General features: G+C 61.9%; 16 protein-coding genes. 11 read left to right on the top strand and 5 right to left on the bottom strand.

The window, feature by feature from the left end; translation table 11 throughout:
- The 3 genes from CW360_RS11515 to yihA form a co-directional block, all read right to left on the bottom strand.
- Nucleotides 1-1,332 (bottom strand): IS4 family transposase, encoded by a 1,332-nt coding sequence (locus CW360_RS11515; RefSeq protein ID WP_170307333.1) that lies wholly within the window; start codon nt 1,330-1,332, stop codon nt 1-3.
- A 126-nt stretch (nt 1,333-1,458) separates the two neighbouring features.
- Complete coding sequence (locus tag CW360_RS11510; RefSeq protein WP_101193786.1) at nt 1,459-2,343, bottom strand: Dyp-type peroxidase; 885 nt, start codon at nt 2,341-2,343, stop codon at nt 1,459-1,461.
- Between the two features lie 13 nt (nt 2,344-2,356).
- A complete protein-coding gene (gene yihA, locus CW360_RS11505; RefSeq protein ID WP_101193785.1) occupies nt 2,357-2,998 on the bottom strand; it encodes a ribosome biogenesis GTP-binding protein YihA/YsxC in 642 nt (213 codons plus the stop codon).
- A 302-nt stretch (nt 2,999-3,300) separates the two neighbouring features.
- Between yihA and CW360_RS11500 the strand changes: the two genes are divergently transcribed.
- The 4 genes from CW360_RS11500 (at nt 3,301) to CW360_RS11485 (ending at nt 7,365) form a co-directional block, all read left to right on the top strand.
- Nucleotides 3,301-3,906 (top strand): c-type cytochrome, encoded by a 606-nt coding sequence (locus CW360_RS11500; RefSeq protein WP_093986453.1) that lies wholly within the window; start codon nt 3,301-3,303, stop codon nt 3,904-3,906.
- Between the two features lie 159 nt (nt 3,907-4,065).
- Entirely contained in the window at nt 4,066-4,695 is a 630-nt protein-coding gene (locus CW360_RS11495) for a thiol:disulfide interchange protein DsbA/DsbL (RefSeq protein WP_093986454.1), read from the top strand.
- 13 nt (nt 4,696-4,708) lie between these two features.
- The gene (locus CW360_RS11490) at nt 4,709-5,584 is read left to right on the top strand and encodes an endonuclease/exonuclease/phosphatase family protein (protein ID WP_101193784.1); all 876 of its coding nucleotides are present in this window, start codon (nt 4,709-4,711) and stop codon (nt 5,582-5,584) included.
- A 2-nt stretch (nt 5,585-5,586) separates the two neighbouring features.
- Complete coding sequence (locus tag CW360_RS11485) at nt 5,587-7,365, top strand: GGDEF domain-containing protein (RefSeq protein WP_101193783.1); 1,779 nt, start codon at nt 5,587-5,589, stop codon at nt 7,363-7,365.
- A 17-nt stretch (nt 7,366-7,382) separates the two neighbouring features.
- Here the strand turns inward: CW360_RS11485 and CW360_RS11480 are convergent, their stop codons facing one another.
- Entirely contained in the window at nt 7,383-8,804 is a 1,422-nt protein-coding gene (locus tag CW360_RS11480) for a DASH family cryptochrome (RefSeq protein WP_101193782.1), read from the bottom strand.
- Nucleotides 8,805-9,011: 207 nt separating this feature from the next.
- Between CW360_RS11480 and CW360_RS11475 the strand changes: the two genes are divergently transcribed.
- The 4 genes from CW360_RS11475 to CW360_RS11465 are packed head-to-tail and all read left to right on the top strand — an operon-like array spanning nt 9,012 to nt 11,617.
- Nucleotides 9,012-9,605 (top strand): MarC family protein, encoded by a 594-nt coding sequence (locus tag CW360_RS11475; RefSeq protein WP_093986458.1) that lies wholly within the window; start codon nt 9,012-9,014, stop codon nt 9,603-9,605.
- Complete coding sequence (locus CW360_RS11470; protein WP_101193781.1) at nt 9,602-10,372, top strand: N-acetylmuramoyl-L-alanine amidase; 771 nt, start codon at nt 9,602-9,604, stop codon at nt 10,370-10,372. The genes CW360_RS11475 and CW360_RS11470 overlap by 4 nt, the downstream gene beginning before the upstream one ends.
- A 30-nt stretch (nt 10,373-10,402) precedes the next feature.
- A complete protein-coding gene (locus CW360_RS16825) occupies nt 10,403-10,543 on the top strand; it encodes a hypothetical protein (RefSeq protein ID WP_157825295.1) in 141 nt (46 codons plus the stop codon).
- A 27-nt stretch (nt 10,544-10,570) separates the two neighbouring features.
- The gene (locus tag CW360_RS11465) at nt 10,571-11,617 is read left to right on the top strand and encodes an EAL domain-containing protein (RefSeq protein WP_245874706.1); all 1,047 of its coding nucleotides are present in this window, start codon (nt 10,571-10,573) and stop codon (nt 11,615-11,617) included.
- Between the two features lie 28 nt (nt 11,618-11,645).
- On the opposite strand, the gene CW360_RS11460 is transcribed toward CW360_RS11465, so the two are convergent.
- Nucleotides 11,646-13,286, bottom strand: coding sequence for a phosphoethanolamine transferase (locus tag CW360_RS11460; protein ID WP_245874705.1), 1,641 nt, complete (start codon nt 13,284-13,286; stop codon nt 11,646-11,648).
- 218 nt (nt 13,287-13,504) lie between these two features.
- Between CW360_RS11460 and CW360_RS11455 the strand changes: the two genes are divergently transcribed.
- The 3 genes from CW360_RS11455 (at nt 13,505) to trhP (ending at nt 17,905) form a co-directional block, all read left to right on the top strand.
- Entirely contained in the window at nt 13,505-14,731 is a 1,227-nt protein-coding gene (locus CW360_RS11455; RefSeq protein WP_101193779.1) for a nucleoside recognition domain-containing protein, read from the top strand.
- Between the two features lie 666 nt (nt 14,732-15,397).
- Nucleotides 15,398-16,444: a methyl-accepting chemotaxis protein gene (locus CW360_RS17355; protein WP_371870519.1), complete on the top strand. Its 1,047-nt coding sequence runs from the start codon at nt 15,398-15,400 to the stop codon at nt 16,442-16,444.
- A gap of 117 nt (nt 16,445-16,561) precedes the next feature.
- Nucleotides 16,562-17,905, top strand: coding sequence for a prephenate-dependent tRNA uridine(34) hydroxylase TrhP (gene trhP, locus CW360_RS11445; RefSeq protein WP_093986464.1), 1,344 nt, complete (start codon nt 16,562-16,564; stop codon nt 17,903-17,905).
- The last annotated feature ends 135 nt before the right edge of the window (nt 17,906-18,040 follow it).

The raw sequence follows: 18,040 nt of genomic DNA, 5'->3' as shown, positions 1-18,040 counted from the left end.
TCACTTAAGCGGAGCAGCCTTTCGATCCACTGGATAACGGGTCTTTGAGATCTTCACCGTCCTTGGTCTTGATGGCCTTGGACGGTGATCCAGAAACAGCCCACCGATTCCTGCTCTCAGCTCCGACAATCGTGTTCCTGTTGCTGAAATCGGGTTGGCCGCCGCCATCACGATCAATTGCACGGCGATGTATTGAGCTACTGGTTTGAAGCGGATGTCGCCCGGAGAGCGGCCGAAGGCGACGGCTGCCTGACCGGCTTCGCGGCGGATGATGTTGTAGGCCAACAACAAGCCCCAGACCTCCTGGTAGACCAGCTCCGTTACCTTGCTGCGCAGGGTCATCGCATTCTGCTGCAGAGAGCTTTTGATATCCCGGAAGCCCAGCTCGATCTCCCAGCGCTCCTGATACAGCTTGGCGATGGTCTTGGCGCTGTAAGTATCCGCAGGCAGCGAGGTGAGCACTGTCTTGATCTTGTCCTTCACGGCGTAGCTGACTTCACGTACCTCCCAGTGCGTCGGCAGGTCGGGGTTGCGCTTTCGTGCCTGTGCCGACACCTTCATGCGCAGCAAACGATCGCCCTTGCCGTAACGAGCGACTTCCTCGCCAACCAGCCCTTGGCGGGCCGGAATCAGCCAGTGCCGGCTTTCCCCTGCGGCGCCCAGGCGCAACAGCAAGTCGGCACTCCAGAAGCCCTTATCGAACAGCGTCACCGACTGATTGGGAATCTGCTGCATAAACTCATCGGCCAAGCGCATCTCACTGCGCCGGTAGGGACTCACCTGCGCATCCAGAATCAGGTGCGAGCGCACGTTCATCAGGGCTACCAGTCGCAGCATGGGAAACGGCGTCTGGCGCTCGGTGGAGGTATTGCCGGAGCCGAAATGCTCTCGGAGTTCAGGCGTGTCTGGGGTGCGCAGGAGTGCGCCATCCACGGCCAATACTTGCAGGCCCTGCCAGGTATCGCCCTCATAGCGCTCGCAACCCCACTGGTTACCCGTCTGACGAAACAGCCACTCAACCGGATCGGCACCCAATCGTTTACGCGCCTCGGTGACACCGCTTCGGGCCAGCAGGTCGTGAGAGGCCAGCCCCTGGGCACAGATATTCAGGCGTCGTGCGACCTCATGCACCGGCTCGTCACGGAACAAGGCCATGCCAAGCACCAGCCAGAGCACCTGATCGCTGGGCAGACGCCGCCGCCTTATGGTGGCCTGGGCGGACAAGTCCAGAGCGGATGCCACCCACTCGATCGGGATGTTTTGGGTGAAGGTGCTCAGATCCGAGAAGTTGAACAGTTCACCTAAGTCGAGCAGTTGCTGTTGCAGAGACATAAAAAATCCGATGCCAGGGACCTGACATCGGATTTTCGGGGAAGCCCCGTCAGGGCTCAAATGCTTAAGTGAACAGCATTACGGCTACCGCCGGGTTTTTTATGCTCTAGCAAAAGCTTGCCAGGCTCATTTGCTCTGGAGGATATCCAGGCATAGCCGTCCATCCGTCAGCGGTGGGCACCAGTAATAACTGCCGGATATAGGGCGGCTGAAACGAAACAGGCCGTCGACGATCCCGTCTTCAAGACCGACCATACGCTGCATCTGTGCTTCAAAGGCAGCAAAGCTATGGCCAAAGGCCAGGAATACCAGACCGGCCTGCTCGCCTGCAGCCCACGGCATGGAGCGTCGCAGAATGAAGGCTTGCGGAGTAAAGCTTTCCTGGGCGGTGCGTTTGACGTGCGCGGAGTCGGGCGCGTCCTCCAGTTCCTCGTTGTCACTCTGCCGGCGACCGAAAATGTGATCCTGCTCGGTTGCTGGCAACCGGGCAAAGTACTGCAGGTCATGCAGCCAGTGCTGGACAACAGCGAAGCTGCTGCCATCCATACTGCCTTGTCCACTGACTACGGCCGCTGCAACCGCATCTTCATCCTGCGGATTTTCCGTGCCGTCTTCGTAACCGCTCAGGTCGTGGCCGCTGCGATAGCGGAAGGACTCGGTGCTGCACATCAATTGCAGCGCAGGCGCCAGCAGTTGCTGAAGGTGTAGCTTGCGATGCAACAGTTCTCCGCGGTCTTCTCCGCGCAGCCATAGCCACAACGCATGAGGGGTACTGGGGATATCAACGCTACTACCCTGGAGGTTCGGGAAGCTGCGCAAGCCAGGTACTGCCAAACCCAGTTGCCGAGTCAGCGAGGCGCCCAGGCCGACTACCAGCTGCTCGCCATCAACCAGCGGCAGCAGGCGATCGAGGGCAGCCTGCACAGGCTCGGCCTGTGTGATGCTGAAGAACAGGTGAATGGCCTGGGCAGGCACGGGTGTAGCAAGAATGCCTGGTTGTACATGATTCATGCGGGATCCTCGATCATTCGCCTGGGGTGACTGCCTCGCCTGACAGTTGCAGCCAGTGCGCCAGTACCTGCAAGGCCTCTTCGATGCCCTGGCGTTTGGGGGCGGAAAACAACTGGATGCTGGCGTGTTCACCCCAGTGCTGGCGGATCTCCTGGCTGACCTTGAGCAAAGCATTCTTGGCTGCGCCATAGGCGAGTTTGTCAGCCTTGGTCAGCAGGATATGCAACGGCATGCCGGCAGCACTGGACCAATCCAGCATCATGCGATCGAAGTCAGTCAGCGGATGACGGATATCCATCAGCAAGACCAGTCCTACCAGGCTATTGCGGCTACTCAGGTAGGCTTCCAGGTGCTTTTGCCAGTGCTGCTTGAGCGGGATGGGAACTTTGGCGTAGCCATAGCCGGGCAGATCGACCAGCCGGCGTTGTTCGTCCAGGCTGAAGAAATTGAGCAACTGGGTGCGCCCTGGGGTCTTCGAGGTACGTGCCAGATTGGCATGCGTCAGGGTATTCAGTGCACTGGATTTGCCAGCATTGGAGCGTCCGGCGAAAGCGATTTCCAGGCCTTCGTCGGCGGGACACTGATCGACCTTGGCGGCGCTGATGAGAAAGCGGGCTTGTTGGCACAAACCGAGAAGCGGATTCTTGACGGACATGGGGTGGGATCCAGAGCGTGCAACACAGCGTCGCAGGAGAGGCAGTTACGTTTCCGTTTGGTTCGCGCAAGTATATAATGTTGGCGATTTACTGTGCGCTCTATAATCCAGGGTCGAGTGCCAGCCGGGAGGCGCGAACAACCGCACGCAAGAAAGCGGTGCCGCCATTTGCAGCCCAGCTGCTTCATCCGTGATGTCAGGCTGCTGCCGAGCCGGGCATCCAGCAGTACCCATTTTACCGGGCTGGTGCCGTGGGCATCCCGGTTCTGACTTTATCCCTTAGCCGTTGGTTGGATTAGCTGATGAACAAACTTCTGATGAGCCTGCTTTTGACACTGGGTGTGACCACTGCCGTTCAGGCCGCCGGCGATGCCGCAGCTGGCCAGAACAAGGTAGCCATGTGCGGCGCCTGCCATGGTGCAGATGGCAACAGCATGATGCCCAACTTCCCCAAACTGGCTGGCCAGGGCGAGCGCTACCTGCTCAAGCAGATGCTCGACATCAAGTCTGGTGCCCGCCCTGTGGTAGAAATGACGGGCATGCTGGATGCGCTCAACGAGCAGGATCTGGCGGATATCGCTGCGTACTTCGCCAGCCAGAAGGCTTCCGTAGGTATGGCTGATGCCCAGCATGTGGAGCGCGGCCAGGCACTCTACCGTGGTGGCAAGCTGGAAGACGGTATGCCGGCCTGTACCGGTTGCCATGCCCCTGATGGTGCCGGTATTGCGACCGCCGCGTATCCGCGCCTGAGTGGCCAGCATGCGGCCTATATCGCCAAGCAGCTGACCGACTTCCGCGAAGGCAACCGTACCAACGACGGTGAAACCATGATCATGCGTTCGATTGCCGCCAAGCTGAGCAACAAGGACATCGAAGCACTGTCCAGCTATATCCAGGGCCTGCACTAAGGCCTGCCGGCCCGCCTGATGGCGGGTTACGCTGGAATGAAAAAGGGTGGCCATGGCCACCCTTTTTCGTTGTCGCTGCCGCTACAATGAAGGAACCCCTGGCCAGGCCAGGCAGTCCAACTGCCGTTGCCAACCGGCCCATTTTTCTAGGAGTCAAGCATGCGTAATCTGATCCTGTCCGCACTCATCGCCAGCACTGGCCTGTTTGCCTTGCAGGCACAGGCCGAGCCGATTCAGGCCGGCAAGCAGTATGTCGAGCTGAATTCGGCTGTGCCCGTCGCCGTGCCGGGCAAGGTCGAGGTAGTGGAACTGTTCTGGTATGGCTGCCCGCACTGCTACCAATTCGAATCGACCATCAACCCATGGGCCGAGCAGCTGCCCGAAGATGTCAATTTCGTACGCATTCCGGCCATGTTTGGCGGTCTGTGGAATCTGCATGGCCAGGCATTCCTGACCCTGGAAAGCATGAAGGTTGAACATCGCGTGCACAGTGCCGTTTTCGATGCCATGCACAAGCAGGGCAAGAAACTCACCACACTGGAAGAGTTTGCTGATTTCGTCGCGACCCAGGGTGTGGATCGGGCCACCTTTCTCAAGACCTTCAACTCCTTCGCCGTGAAGAGCCAGGTCGAGAAGGCCAAGAAACTCGCCAAGGCCTACCAGATTACCGGTGTGCCGGTGCTGGTTGTCGGTGGCAAGTACCGTTTCGATATCGGTAGCTCGGGTGGTATGGCGCAGACCCTCAAGGTGGCCGACCACCTGATCGATCTCGAGCGTACCCAGCCCTAAGGCGTTTCGGGCCATGCTGCGCCGCTGGCTTACTTCGCGTCCGGTTGCCCTGCCTGAAGCGCAGTGCAACCCGCGGGCGCAGCCTGGCTGCCTGACGCAAGGTGATTGCCTGCGTTTGCTCAGTTTCAACATCCAGGTTGGTAACAGTACTGCGCGTTATCGGCATTACCTGACGCGCAGTTGGCAGCATGTGCTGCCGCATCCCGAGCGACAACTCAATCTGCAGCGGATTGCCCGCATGCTCGCGGATTTTGATCTGGTGGCCTTGCAGGAGGTCGATGGCGGCAGCCTGCGTTCCGGTTATATCAATCAGGTCGAGCATCTGGCGCAGTTGGCCGACTTCCCCTATTGGTATCAGCAGCTCAATCGCAACATGGGGCATCTTGCCCAGCACAGCAACGGCTTGCTGTCGCGCGTGCGTCCCAGCTTGCTGGAAGATCACCCACTACCTGGCCCTCCCGGTCGTGGCGCTATCGTGTTGCGCCTGGGGCAAGGACAGGATGCGCTGCTGGTGGTCATGATGCATCTGGCGCTGGGTGCTCGTACCCGTACCCGGCAATTGGCCTATATCCGCGAGTTGCTCCAGGACTACCGGCATTGCATCCTCATGGGCGACATGAACACTCAGGCCGAGGACCTGCTGCAGCGTTCGCCGCTACGCGATCTGGATTTGCGCGCCCCCCAGTTGCAGGCCACCTTTCCGAGTTGGAAACCGCTACGCTGTCTGGACCATATCCTGCTCAGTTCCAGTTTGCAGTTGCAGCGCTATGCCGTGCTGGGTGAACCGATTTCCGATCATTTGCCGGTTGCCGTGGATATCCGCCTGCCGGTTCCCTTGTCTCTTGAGCCCCCTCTTGCGCCGGCTGCGTGGCAGCGGCATGGACCGTAGTCATGAGTGACGATAGCCAACGCTGGAAAGCCAAGTACCTGGAAAGCCTGGAGCAGCAGGAGCGCCAGGAGAAACGCTGGGAAAACCGCCTGGACCTGTTGCGTCGTGGCCTGGTGCGCACTTCGCTGGCTGCCGAAGGCAGCGACAAGATGGTTGACCAGTGCATGCAGGAACTGCGCGAGATCATCCGTGGCGACAATCTCGATGCCGGTCTTGCCGGGCTGATCCCTCGCCTGGAAAAAGCCGTACTCGACTCCGAACACCGTCGTCAGCAACGTAGCCAGGCAAATTTTTCCGCGCTGGCTACCCTGGCCAGGCAATTGCTCGATCTGCAACCGCCCCGCGACATTCGCAAGGCGCTCAAGCGTTTTGCCAAGGAAGTCGAGCGACAGGCTGGCAATATCGCCGAGCTGCCTGCCCTGCTGGGCGAACTGGGCAGCCTGCAGCAGCAGACGTTCAGCCTGCTGGGGGATGTCGAACAACAGCGCCCAGGTTTTTTACAGCGTCTGTTTGGCCCGCGTGAAAATGCTGGCGATGCTGCCGAGCCGTTGGCGACGGCTGAGCCGACGAGCTTGCCGGTAGCCTCGCGGGCAGAACAGACAGCGCCGCTGCAACAACCTGACGAGCAGCGCCCGCAAGCGGCACTTTCCGCCAATACCCTGGACAGCCTGCCCCTGGCAGCCAGTCTGCTGTCTGGCGAAGGCGATGACTACGCACTCCCGGCCAGTGAGCCGGGCTACAGCGCCGTGGCGCCGCACATCGCCGCTAGTCTTGGCAAGCTGCTTGACGAGTTGCAGTTGCCTAGCCATCACCAGGCGTTGGCTGCCGACCTGCGCCAGCGTTTGGGCGGCACACTCAACTGGTATGAACTGGTTCCTGCCCTGGATGACCTGGCCGTATTGGTCCTGGCAGTCAGTGACAGTGGCCAGCGCGAGTTTGCCGTCTACCTCAGTCAGCTCAACGAACGCCTGGCCAGTTTTCTCGATACCCTCAACCAGGCCCAGGAAGGCTACAGCGAGTCGCTGTTGCAGACGCGCAGTTTCAACCAGGAGCTGCGCGAGCAGGTCAGTGGCCTGCAAAACAGTGTGCAACAGGCCAGCGACCTGGACAGTCTCAAGCGTGCCCTGGAAACCCGACTGGATGGCTTGTTACAGACGGTCAGCCAGCACCAGCGCAAGCGTGACGAGCAGGAGGCGCGGGTGGCCGAGCGCCTGCAGGGGTTGATGGGCAAGGTCGCGGAAATGGAGGAGCAAGCCGCACATTTTCGCGAGCACATCGAAGAGCAACGGCAAAAGGCGCTGACCGATCCGTTGACCGGCCTGCCCAACCGGGCCGGCTGGAACGAACGTCTGGAGCTGGAGGTTGCCCGCCGCCAGCGTTACGGCGGCGAGCTGTTGCTCGCCGTGCTGGATGTCGACCATTTCAAGCGCATCAATGATGGCTATGGCCACCTGGCCGGCGACAAGGTCCTGAAGATCATTGCCCAGGAGTTGCGCAAGCGGACCCGCAAGACGGATTTCCTGGCACGTTTTGGGGGGGAGGAGTTTGTCCTGCTGATGCCGGGCACGCCGCTCAGTGGTGGCCAGCAACTGCTGGAAACCCTGCGTGCCGCCGTGGCCGCCTGCCCTTTCCACTTCAAGGGCGAACCGCTGACCATCACCTGTTCTGCCGGACTGACCGCCTTTGCCGATAACGAGCGCAGCGATCAGGTTTTCGAACGTGCTGACCAGGCGCTCTACCAGGCCAAGCGCGAAGGGCGCGATCGACTGATCGTGGCCTGACTGGTCAGGCCTGTGGCTCAGGCTGCATGGGGAAAGTAGGGTTTCCAGCTCTCCGGTATCTGCTCCAGGCAGGGATAGCCGAGTACCCGCAGGTGACCATGGGCCAGCAGGAACGGGGTATGGCGCAGCTGTTGCGGCAGATGGGCCAGCTCTGGTAACCAGAGACTGACATAGGCCGCCTCTGGGTCATACTCGCGTGCCTGGCGCAGGGTATTGAAGACCCGTGCGTGGCGTGGGTCGTTACCAACACCGGCCAGGTAGGCCCAGTTGCACCAGTTGCTGGCCGGATCGTAGTCGAGCAGATGTTCCTCGAACCAGGCGGCACCGTGTCGCCAGTCCTGCTGTAGGTCATGGATCAGGTAGCTGGCGGCGATCTGCCGACCACGATTGGACAGAAAACCGCTGCTGGCCAGCTCGCGCATGCAGGCATCCACCAGCGGCATGCCGGTACGCCCCTGGCACCATTGCTGGAAACGCGCGTCGAGTGCGCGTTGTGCCACGGCTTCCTGCTTGATGCCGTGGGGCTTGAAGAGCGCTGCGCCATGACGTTTCAGGGTCCAGCGGAAGAATTCGCGCCAGAGTAGTTCACGCCATAGCCATTGGGTGGAGTCATTGCCGCCGAACTGGGCTTCATGACGGCGCAGCTCGGCGGCTACCCGGCGTGGTGACAGGCTGCCATTGGCCAGCCAGGGCGAGAACTTGGAAGAGTACTCGGTACCGATCATGCCGTTGCGGGTGTCCTTGTACTGGCGCACGTTGCCGCTTTGCCACAGGTAGTCACGCAACCTGGCCTGGCCAGCCACCTCGCCTCCGGAAAAGGGGAAGGCGCTATGTTGAACCGGCTGCGCTTCACCGTAGCCCAGTTGTGAAAGGGTGGGCAGTGGCTGCAGCCATTCCAGCGCCGCCTCCGGCATGGCCGGCAACTGGTGGGGAATGCTGGATGGCTGGAATACCGGCAGGCGTTGTTCTACCCATTCGCGGAAACGGCTGTATACCGTGGGCAACTGTTGCAGTGGCATCGGCAACTGGCTTTCCTGCAGCAGGCTGTTGCCGGGCAGGCGGCGCAACGGCACGCTGCCCAGGGCACGGGCTACGCGTTGCAGCTGGGCGATTTCCTCAGGGGCTATTTCGTCGAGGGTCAGGACTTCACGGATATCCAGTTGCTCGACCAGGTGCGCCAGGAGATTTTCTGGCTGGCCTTGTAGCAGCAGCAGACGCGAGCCATGGTTGCGCAATTGGCTATCCAGGGCATGCAGGCTTTCCAGGAGGAAACGTGCCCGGTGGCTGCCCAGACGCCGGCAGCCGAGTTGTTCGCTCTCCAGCCACTGGCTGTCGAGGATATACAGAGGCAGCAGGCGATCAGCCTGCAGGGCAGCTTGCAGGGCCGGATGGTCATCCAGGCGCAGGTCGTTCTTGAACCACAGCAGGGTACGGTGCATGACAGGTTCCTCGTACGCGGCGGGTGGGCGCTATGACTATGACTTCACGCTAGGCCTGTGGTGCCCTGCCTGCACGGCAGTTGGTCGAATGAGCTGACCATACGGTCATCAGGCTGCGCAAAATCGCTGCTGCATCACAGTTTTCCTGGCGCTGCCGGTGTGCAGTGCCGCGCGCTACACTAGCCCGCTCATTGTGTGGAGCGCAGTATGGATATCCTCGGCATTGCCGTTCTGATTTTTCTGGTAACCGATCCTTTCGGCAACATTGCCATCTTTCTCGCCGTACTCAAGCATGTCGAGCCACACCGTCGTTTGCGTATCGTGTTGCGTGAGCTGTTGCTGGCGCTTGGCCTGCTCCTGCTGTTCCTGACGTTTGGTGAGAAGATTCTCAGTGCGCTCAACCTGTCGCGCGAAGCCATCTCGATTGCCGGCGGCATCATCCTGTTTATCATTGCACTGCGCCTGATTTTCCCTGGGCCGCAAGGGGTGTTGGGGGATTTGCCGGGAGGCGAGCCGTTGCTGGTGCCCCTGGCCACCCCTGCCGTGGCCGGGCCCTCGGCCCTGGCGGTGATCATGACCCTGCGCAATACCCACCAGGGGCCGCTTTGGGAGTTGTATGCCGGCTTGCTGCTGGCTTGGGCTGCCGCGGCGCTGATCCTTTCCCAAGCAGCCTTTCTGCAGCGTCTGTTCGGCCCGCGCGGGCTGGGGGCTATCGAACGCCTGACCGGCATGCTGTTGATCATGCTCAGCGTGGACATGCTGCTCGACAACCTGCAAAGCGTCCTGCATATCCAGCCATGAGATACCTGCTGCCTTGCCTCGTCCTGCTCCTCGCCGGCTGCTCAAGCGGCCTGTCGATCCAGCGTGACTACAGCTCCGCCAACCATGCCAGCCGGGTGCAGTACGTGGTGTTGCATTACACCTCGACGGACCTTGAGCACTCGCTGCAACTGCTTACCGAAGGCCCGGTCAGCAGTCATTACCTGATTGGTGAGGAGCCGCCGACGCTTTACCAATTGGTCGACGAGAACCGCCGTGCCTGGCATGCCGGCGATAGCAGCTGGCAGGGACGAACCTGGCTGAATGGCAGCAGCATTGGTATCGAGCTGGTCAATCCAGGCTATCGGGAAACGCCCGCAGGGCGTGTATGGGCACCCTACAGCGAGGCGCAGATCGAGGTCTTGCTGGCCCTGCTGCAGGATATCGTGCGGCGCCACGGGCTAGCCCCGGACAGCATCATTGGCCATAGCGATATCGCGCCGCAGCGTAAGGTTGATCCCGGGCCGCTGTTTCCCTGGGCACGCCTGGCCGCGGCCGGGCTGATTCGCTGGCCGGATGCGCAGGCAGTAGCCCGCGTGCAAGGCGATTTCAGTGAGAGGTTGCCCGAGCCGCTGTGGTTCCAGCAGCAGCTGGCCGCGCTAGGCTATGCGATTGCCCTGAGTGGCGAGCACGATGAGCAAACACGCAATGTACTGGCCGCATTCCAGATGAAGTACCGGCCGGCACGTCATGATGGCCTGGCTGATGCACAAACCGCCGCCTTGTTACAGGTACTCAACAGCCACTAAGCTGGCAGGGCAAGGCTCAGGAGGAGCGCTATGGGAAATAGCCTGTCGGTGTGGCGCAGGGTGTTGCGGCCCTGGCCCGTTGCCGTGGCCAGCAGCGTGCTGTTGTTTGGCCTCTTGGCCAGCCTGGCCTGGCACTGGGCCGAGCAGCAGGCTTATCGTCAGGAAACCTAGCGTCTGCAGGTATTGCAGGGCGAGCTGGTGCGACGCAACACGTTATTTTTCGAGCAGTTGCATGGCCATTTGCAGGAGCTGACCAGTCTGCAACTGAGCCGTTGTGATGCCCCTGCCCGCCAGCAGTTGCAGGCGCTGGATGGGCGGCTCTACCTGGCCAGCGCTGGCGATGCCCAGGGTATCCAGTTGCTGCTGATTGCCGATGCCACGGCGCTACAGGCCAGTCTGACCGGCCTGCGCCTTGGCTATGTGCTGCTGGCCGGCGTGCTGGCTGTGCTGGGTGGCGCCCTGGCCGGCCTGCTGATGCGCCGCGAGCTGTCCCTGGAAAAAGCCTTGCAACAGGCCTTGCGGCGCGGCGAACTGGAAGTGGACTACCAGCCACTGGTCGACCTGGCGACGCGGCGTTGCGTGGGTGCCGAAGCGCTGGTGCGCTGGCGGCGCGCCGACGGTCAGCGGGTTCGTCCGGACCTGTTCATTCCCCAGGCCGAAGCCAGTGGGCAGATTTGTGCGATTACCCAGCGCGTCATCGAGCTGGTCATGCAGCAAATGGCGGAGTTGCTGCGCGCGCACCCCACGCTGTACATCTCGGTCAACCTGGCGGCAGCGGATATTGCACAAGGGCGTTTTGTCGAGGTTGCCAGGCAGCAACTGGCCAGTCAGGGCGTGGCTGCACGACAACTGGTCTGGGAAGTGACCGAACGAGGCCTGGTGGATGTCGAGCAAGCCTGCCAGCTGCTGGAGCAGCTTCGTCAGGCCGGGCATCGAATTGCCATCGATGACTTCGGGACCGGTTACTCCAGCCTGTCCTACCTGCAACGCCTGCCGGTGGATGTGCTGAAGATCGACAAATCCTTCGTCGACAGCCTGGGCATGCAGGCTGCCAGCAGCTCGGTGGCCCCGCATATCATCGACATGGCCCGTGACCTGGGCCTCAAGGTGATCGCCGAGGGTATCGAGTCGGCGACCCAGGCCGACACCCTGCAACAGCTCGGTGCGCAGGTGGGCCAGGGCTTCCTGTTCTCCCGCCCACTGGATGCCAGCGCGTTCCACGAGTTCGTGCGCCGCCATGGTTAACCACGTGAGTGGCCTTGCAGGCCACTCGTCAGGGAAGCGAGGTTTCCCTTTGTAGCGCTTCCAGCCAGCGGCTGAGCAATATCGGGCGGTCATAGATCAGGCCACTGGCACCCTCCCTGACGCGCTGGATCATGTTGTCGCCAAATAGCTGCTTGCCTTGCACGAAGTGTTCGCCGGGGCGCAGGTTGGGGTTGTCTACGCGATGCCCCAGACGCTCGGCCAGCCATAGGCCGGCCTCATGATGGCTGATCCAGCGTTGCTGGCGCAGGCTGCTCAGGGCCTCTTCGGGGGCTTCGCGGGCGAGCACCATCACCGGTACTTCGGCTACCTGCGGAAGCAGGTCGTTGTGGCCCCAGCGTCCATTTTCACCGAGCAACTGACCATGGTCGCCGGTGATCAGCAGGTAGCGTTCACCGTCGAGCTGATCGAAACGGGCAATCACTTCGGCGAGCACGTCGTCGAGGTAGCCAATGGCGTTGTCGTAGGCATTGCGCTGGCGTTCTTCGCGCGGCAGGCTCGGATCGACCGGCCAGCTCGGCAACGGCTCGTTGTGCTGGTCGTAGTTCTCCTCGTAGGGCAGGTGCGCGGTACGCAGGTTGATCACGACGAAGTTGCGCTCCCCCCAGGACTGCTTGCCGAGCAGGTCGACCAGGGCATGATCGTGACGCTGCAGGAACAGCAGTGGGTGGTCCTCGCGGGTGATGCTGACGTCCAGGTGACGGCTGCCCAGGTGGCTGAGCAGTTTCGATTCCTGGGCTGAAAGCCAGTGGCTGCGAAAGCCGCTGGTGCGGGCCAGGGCGAACAGGTTGTGTGGTTGCTGGCGCAGCAGTTCAGGCTGGCCGGGTTCGCGGATCAGGTTGAGCAGCATGGGCAGGCTGACGGCTGTCGCTACGCCGGAAGCGATGCCTGGCCGGGCCAGCAATTCGCCCTGGCTGTGCAGGCGGCTCAGGTTGGGTGTGGTATCGCGGTGATGGCCGAACAGCCCCAGGCGATCGGTGCGCAACGAGTCGGCTACCACCACCCAGACATGCCTGGCACTGCTGGCTTGTGGGGTGATCCGGTAGGGCGCAAAAGGTGCGGCGGGCAAGGTTTCCACGGGACGGAAAGCCAGGCGCACGCCATAGAAGGCGAAGGCGTTGAAACTATTGTGCAGGCCGCTGCGGGTCGGCCCCGGAAGGAATGAGCTGTAGTCGCGGTAGGTGGCGCGCCAGGGCTTTGCAGCCAGTACCAGGAAGAGGATCAGTAGCGCCCAGCGACTGCGTGGCAAGCGTACATAGCGTGGCAGCCAAAGGTGCAGAGCAATCAACAGGGCATAAGGCAGCAGAACGCTGGGTAGCACGTGCCAATGGTCGGCGAAGCTGGCCCAGCCGGTTTCACGGACTTCGGCAAAGTCGTCGACCAGGCTGACCAGATCGGGCGCCGCCAGCGGTTCGCCGAAGAAGGATACGTGGCTTAGCTGAATCAGCTGCATGCCGGCCAGGCCCACCAGCAGCGCCACGACCAGGCGTGGCATGGCGCATAGCCAGAGGCCCAGGGCGAACAGCCAGACTACGACCACGAAACGCAGCTCCAGCTCGGCCTGATTGGCCGGGGTAAACAGTTGCTGGATGAAGTCATCGGCCATCAGCAGGCCGGCACTCAGGCTGCTCAACAGCAGCAGGCGAGACAAGGCTGCCTGCCAGGTCAGTGGGCTGCTAGGCAGGGAGGCAGGGGCGAGTGCTTGTAGCCACATATCCGACAATCCAACTGGGAAATAGGTGGCGCTAAGAGTCGCCCGGCGTGTAACAAGTTCAAAGGCCTACTTGTATCTGTATATGAACGCGCCGGTAGTCGTGCAGCAGGGGGCGCTGCTCGCTATCATCGCCGCACTGAACAGGGGGACAGGGCATGCTCAACGGCCTGTGGCTGAGTTTTTTCCTGGTAGCCACGCTGGCTGCCGTGATGCGCTGGATCGGCGGTGACCCGGGGGTATGGGCCGCCATGGTGGAGAGTCTGTTCGCCATGGCCAAGTTGTCGGTCGAGGTGATGGTCCTGCTATTTGGCACCCTGACCCTGTGGCTGGGCTTGTTGCGCATTGCCGAGAAAGCCGGGCTGATCGATCTGCTGGCACGCCTGCTCGGCCCTCTGTTCGCGCGCCTGATGCCCGAGGTGCCGCGTGGCCATCCGGCGCTTGGCTTGATCAGCATGAACTTCGCCGCCAATGGTCTGGGCCTGGACAACGCGGCCACGCCCATCGGCCTCAAGGCGATGAAAGCCCTGCAGGCGCTCAACCCGTTGCCGCACACGGCCAGCAATGCGCAGATTCTCTTTCTGGTGCTCAACAGCTCGTCATTGACGCTGCTGCCGGTGTCGATCTTCATGTACCGCGTACAGCAAGGCGCGACTGACCCGACGCTGGTGTTTCTGCCGATTCTCCTGGCCACCAGTGCCTCGACACTGGCCGGCCTGCTGGCGGTGGCGCTGATGCAGCGCCTGCGCTTGTGGGACCCGGTGGTGCTGGCCTATCTGCTGCCCTCGGCGCTGCTGCTCGGTGCTTTCATGGCTTTGCTGGCCAGCCTCAGTGCTACAGCGCTGGCCCAGCTGTCCTCGCTGCTCGGCAATCTCAGCCTGTTCGGTTTGATCCTGCTGTTTTTGCTGGTGGGCTGGTGGCGCAAGGTGGCGGTTTACGAAAGCTTCATCGAAGGGGCGCAGGAAGGCTTCAATGTCGCCCGTGATCTGCTCCCCTACCTGGTTGCCATGCTCTGTGCCGTGGGTGTTTTGCGTGCCTCGGGCGCACTCGATCTCGGTCTGCAGGGTATCCGCTGGCTGGTTGAAGGGGCTGGTTGGGATACGCGTTTCATCGAGGCCTTGCCCACCGCGCTGATCAAGCCGTTCTCGGGCAGTGGCGCACGCGCCATGCTCATCGAGACCATGCAGACCTTCGGCGTCGATAGCTTCCCTGCCCTGCTCGCTGCCACGGTGCAGGGCAGTACGGAGACGACCTTCTACGTGCTGGCGGTGTATTTCGGCGCGGTGGGTATCCAGCGAGTACGCCATGCGGTGGGCTGTGCGCTGTTTGCCGACCTGGCCGGCATCCTGGCGGCGATTACAGTGTGTTACTGGTTTTTCGGCTGATCCGGCCGGCGCACGCTAGTCTGTAAATAAATCCTAAATATTTACCGGCGGCAGTCGTTAAACCACTTACCCCTAGCGTTTTTTCTGGAGCTCAAGATGTCCCTACGAGCCATTAGCGTGCGTGCCCGCAACCTGCTGGGTTTTGGCCTGCTTGGCCTGATCCTGTTGACCACCGGCCTGGTGGCACTGAAACAGATCAATGTCCTGCGTCAGGATGTACTAGATATCCGCGATGGCTGGATGGAGGGGCTGGACGCCATGGGGCAGATCAAGGCCGCGCGCCTGAACATGCGCCTGCAGGAAAGCCTGGCGCTGACCATGCCTGATCAACTGGATCTGTTTGCCGAGGAGATCGAGCGCTTCAAGGGACTGGTCCAGCAGGTTGATCGCCAGTACGAGGCGACCATTACCGCCGAAGAAGTAGAGGATCGCCGGCTGTTCAACCGCTATCAGGAGTTCAGCCGTGCCTATGAGCAGGCCCTGCAGGCCGTTGTGGTCAGCCTGCGTTCGGGCAGCCCCGACCTGGCCAGCGTCGGTGCCAGCTTGCAGGCCTACAACAGCATGATCGCCGGGCTCGACGAACTCATCGTGCATAACCGCCAGGGCGCGCAACGGGCCGGCGAGGAAGCCGAAGACAGCGCCAACCAGGCACAGTGGACCTTTGCCGTGCTGTTGCTGGTGGGGCTGATCCTCACCCTGCTGACCGCCTGGTTGCTCAGCCAGAGCGTGACGGCGCCGCTCAACCAGCTCAAGGCCGTGGCTGCACGGATTGCCGGAGGTGACCTGAGCCAGGATGTGCGGGTACATGGCGCCGACGAAATCACCGAAGTCCAGCAATCGCTGCAGCAGATGCAGGTCGCCTTGCGCGACACCCTGCTCGGCATCCAGGGCTCGGCTACCCAGCTGGCCTCGGCGGCGGACGAGATGCACGCGATTACCGAACAGACCTCGCAGGGGATTCACCGGCAGAACGATGAGATCCAGATGGCCGCTACCGCTGTCACCGAGATGTCGGCGGCGGTCGATGAAGTGGCACGCAATGCCAACCACACGTCCGACTCGTCCCGCGAGGCTGAGCAGACCGCCCTCACCGGGCGTCGCCAGGTCAGCGTGACCCGCGACACCATCGAGCAGCTCACCGGCAAGCTGGATAACACCTCGACCACCATCAGCCGCCTGGCTGAAGAAGCCATCGGTATCGGCAAGGTGCTCGAAGTGATCCGCACCATTGCCGAGCAGACCAACCTGCTGGCGCTGAATGCCGCCATCGAGGCAGCGCGCGCGGGTGACCAGGGGCGTGGGTTTGCCGTGGTGGCTGACGAGGTGCGTGCGCTGGCCCAGCGTACACAAAGCTCCACCCAGGAAATCGAGCGCATGATCAGCGCCATCCAGAGCGCCAGCCAGGAGTCGGTCAGTGCCATGCAACAGAGCAGTGAGTTTGCCGGGCGCAGCCAGCAACTGGCCAGCGAGGCGGACGAAGCCCTGGCGCTGATCGCCCAGCGCATCAGCCAGATCAATGAAATGAACCTGGTGATTGCCAGTGCCGCCGAGCAACAGGCGCAGGTGGCCCGCGAGGTGGATCGCAACCTGGTGGCCATTCGTGATATTTCCGAGCAGAGCAGCAGCGGTGCGCAGCAGACCTCGGCGGCCAGCGACCAGCTGGCGCGCCTGGCCACCCAGCTCAACCAGATGGTCGGGCGTTTCCGCCTGTAATCCGCTGGCGCGACGCAATGGCCCGGGGGGCTGTTGCGTCGGTCGCTTGCTGACTGATTTACTCGGGTTTTTCCCGTAGAATCGCCAGCCCTGCGAAATACCCCCGAGTGTGTTGCCATGCCTGCTTCCTTCAAGCCCGAGCTGTTGTCGCCTGCCGGTACCCTGAAAAACATGCGCTATGCCTTCGCCTATGGCGCTGACGCGGTGTATGCCGGTCAGCCGCGCTATAGCCTGCGGGTGCGCAACAACGAGTTCGACCATGCCAACCTGGCGCTGGGGATCAGCGAGGCGCATGCGCAGGGCAAGCAGTTCTACGTGGTAGTCAACATCGCCCCGCACAACGCCAAGCTGAAGACCTTCATCAAGGATCTTGAGCCAGTGGTGGCGATGGGCCCGGATGCGCTGATCATGTCCGACCCGGGGCTGATCATGCTGGTACGCGAGCACTTCCCGCACATGCCCATCCACCTGTCGGTGCAGGCCAACGCGGTGAACTGGGCCAGCGTGGAGTTCTGGCATCGCCAGGGGCTGAGCCGGGCCATCCTGTCGCGCGAACTGTCGCTGGAGGAAATCGGCGAGATCCGCGAAAAAGTGCCGGGCATGGAGCTGGAGGTGTTCGTCCACGGTGCGCTGTGCATGGCCTATTCCGGGCGCTGCCTGCTGTCCGGCTACATCAACAAGCGCGACCCCAACCAGGGCACCTGTACCAACGCCTGCCGTTGGGAATACAAGACCCACGAGGCCAAGGAAAACGAAGTCGGCGACATCGTGCATGTCTACGAGCCGATTGCCGTGCAGGCAGCCGAGCCAACCCTGGGCGTGGGAGCACCGACCAAGGAAGTGTTCCTCCTCGAAGACAGCAGTCGCCCGGGCGAGTACATGTCTGCCTACGAGGACGAGCACGGCACTTACATCATGAACTCCAAGGACCTGCGTGCCGTGCAGCACGTCGAGCGCCTGGTACAGATGGGTGTGCACTCGCTGAAGATCGAGGGGCGCACCAAGAGCCACTACTACTGTGCACGCACCGCCCAGGTGTACCGCAAGGCGATCGACGATGCGGTGGCCGGACGGCCGTTCGACATGAGCCTGATGGACAGCCTCGAATCGCTGGCCCACCGTGGCTATACCGAAGGTTTCCTGCGTCGCCATGTGCATGACGAGTACCAGAACTACGAGCGCGGCAATTCAGTATCCGATCGCCAGCAGTTTGTCGGCGAGTTGACCGGCGAGCGCCGTGGCGAACTGGCCGAGGTCAAGGTGAAGAACCGTTTCGCGGTTGGCGACCGCCTGGAACTGATGACCCCGCAGGGCAATATCCATTTCACCCTGGAGCACTTGCAGAAGGCCACGGGTGAAGCCAGCGAGGTGGCCCCGGGTGATGGTCATACCCTGTACCTGCCGCTACCGCAGGACATCGACCTGAGCTATGCGCTGTTGATGCGCCACCTGCGCGACTAAACGCTCAGCACAGTTGTGGCGCGGCCGGGCAGTACAGTTCGCCGCGCGGCGCAGCTGTACCCATACAACGCAGGTTGTCTGTCTCTGGTGCGCAGGGCGTGCGGCGGCGATGCTGTAGGCACCGCTGAGAGGCCG

This window comes from Pseudomonas fluvialis (assembly GCF_002835605.1).
Taxonomy (GTDB): Bacteria; Pseudomonadota; Gammaproteobacteria; order Pseudomonadales; family Pseudomonadaceae; genus Aquipseudomonas; species Aquipseudomonas fluvialis.
This window is presented reverse-complemented; position numbering and strand designations above follow the sequence as displayed.

Excerpts from the sequence above, each read along its gene's own strand:
- CW360_RS11480 (WP_101193782.1), bottom strand. The coding sequence starts at position 8,804 with ATGCACCGTACCCTGCTGTGGTTCAAGAACGACCTGCGCCTGGATGAC.
- CW360_RS11455 (WP_101193779.1), top strand. The coding sequence starts at position 13,505 with ATGCTCAACGGCCTGTGGCTGAGTTTTTTCCTGGTAGCCACGCTGGCT.
- CW360_RS11485 (WP_101193783.1), top strand. The coding sequence starts at position 5,587 with ATGAGTGACGATAGCCAACGCTGGAAAGCCAAGTACCTGGAAAGCCTG.
- CW360_RS11490 (WP_101193784.1), top strand. The coding sequence starts at position 4,709 with ATGCTGCGCCGCTGGCTTACTTCGCGTCCGGTTGCCCTGCCTGAAGCG.
- CW360_RS11515 (WP_170307333.1), bottom strand. The coding sequence starts at position 1,332 with ATGTCTCTGCAACAGCAACTGCTCGACTTAGGTGAACTGTTCAACTTC.
- trhP (WP_093986464.1), top strand. The coding sequence starts at position 16,562 with ATGCCTGCTTCCTTCAAGCCCGAGCTGTTGTCGCCTGCCGGTACCCTG.
- CW360_RS16825 (WP_157825295.1), top strand. The coding sequence starts at position 10,403 with ATGGGAAATAGCCTGTCGGTGTGGCGCAGGGTGTTGCGGCCCTGGCCC.
- CW360_RS11495 (WP_093986454.1), top strand. The coding sequence starts at position 4,066 with ATGCGTAATCTGATCCTGTCCGCACTCATCGCCAGCACTGGCCTGTTT.
- CW360_RS11500 (WP_093986453.1), top strand. The coding sequence starts at position 3,301 with ATGAACAAACTTCTGATGAGCCTGCTTTTGACACTGGGTGTGACCACT.
- yihA (WP_101193785.1), bottom strand. The coding sequence starts at position 2,998 with ATGTCCGTCAAGAATCCGCTTCTCGGTTTGTGCCAACAAGCCCGCTTT.
- CW360_RS11510 (WP_101193786.1), bottom strand. The coding sequence starts at position 2,343 with ATGAATCATGTACAACCAGGCATTCTTGCTACACCCGTGCCTGCCCAG.
- CW360_RS11470 (WP_101193781.1), top strand. The coding sequence starts at position 9,602 with ATGAGATACCTGCTGCCTTGCCTCGTCCTGCTCCTCGCCGGCTGCTCA.
- CW360_RS11475 (WP_093986458.1), top strand. The coding sequence starts at position 9,012 with ATGGATATCCTCGGCATTGCCGTTCTGATTTTTCTGGTAACCGATCCT.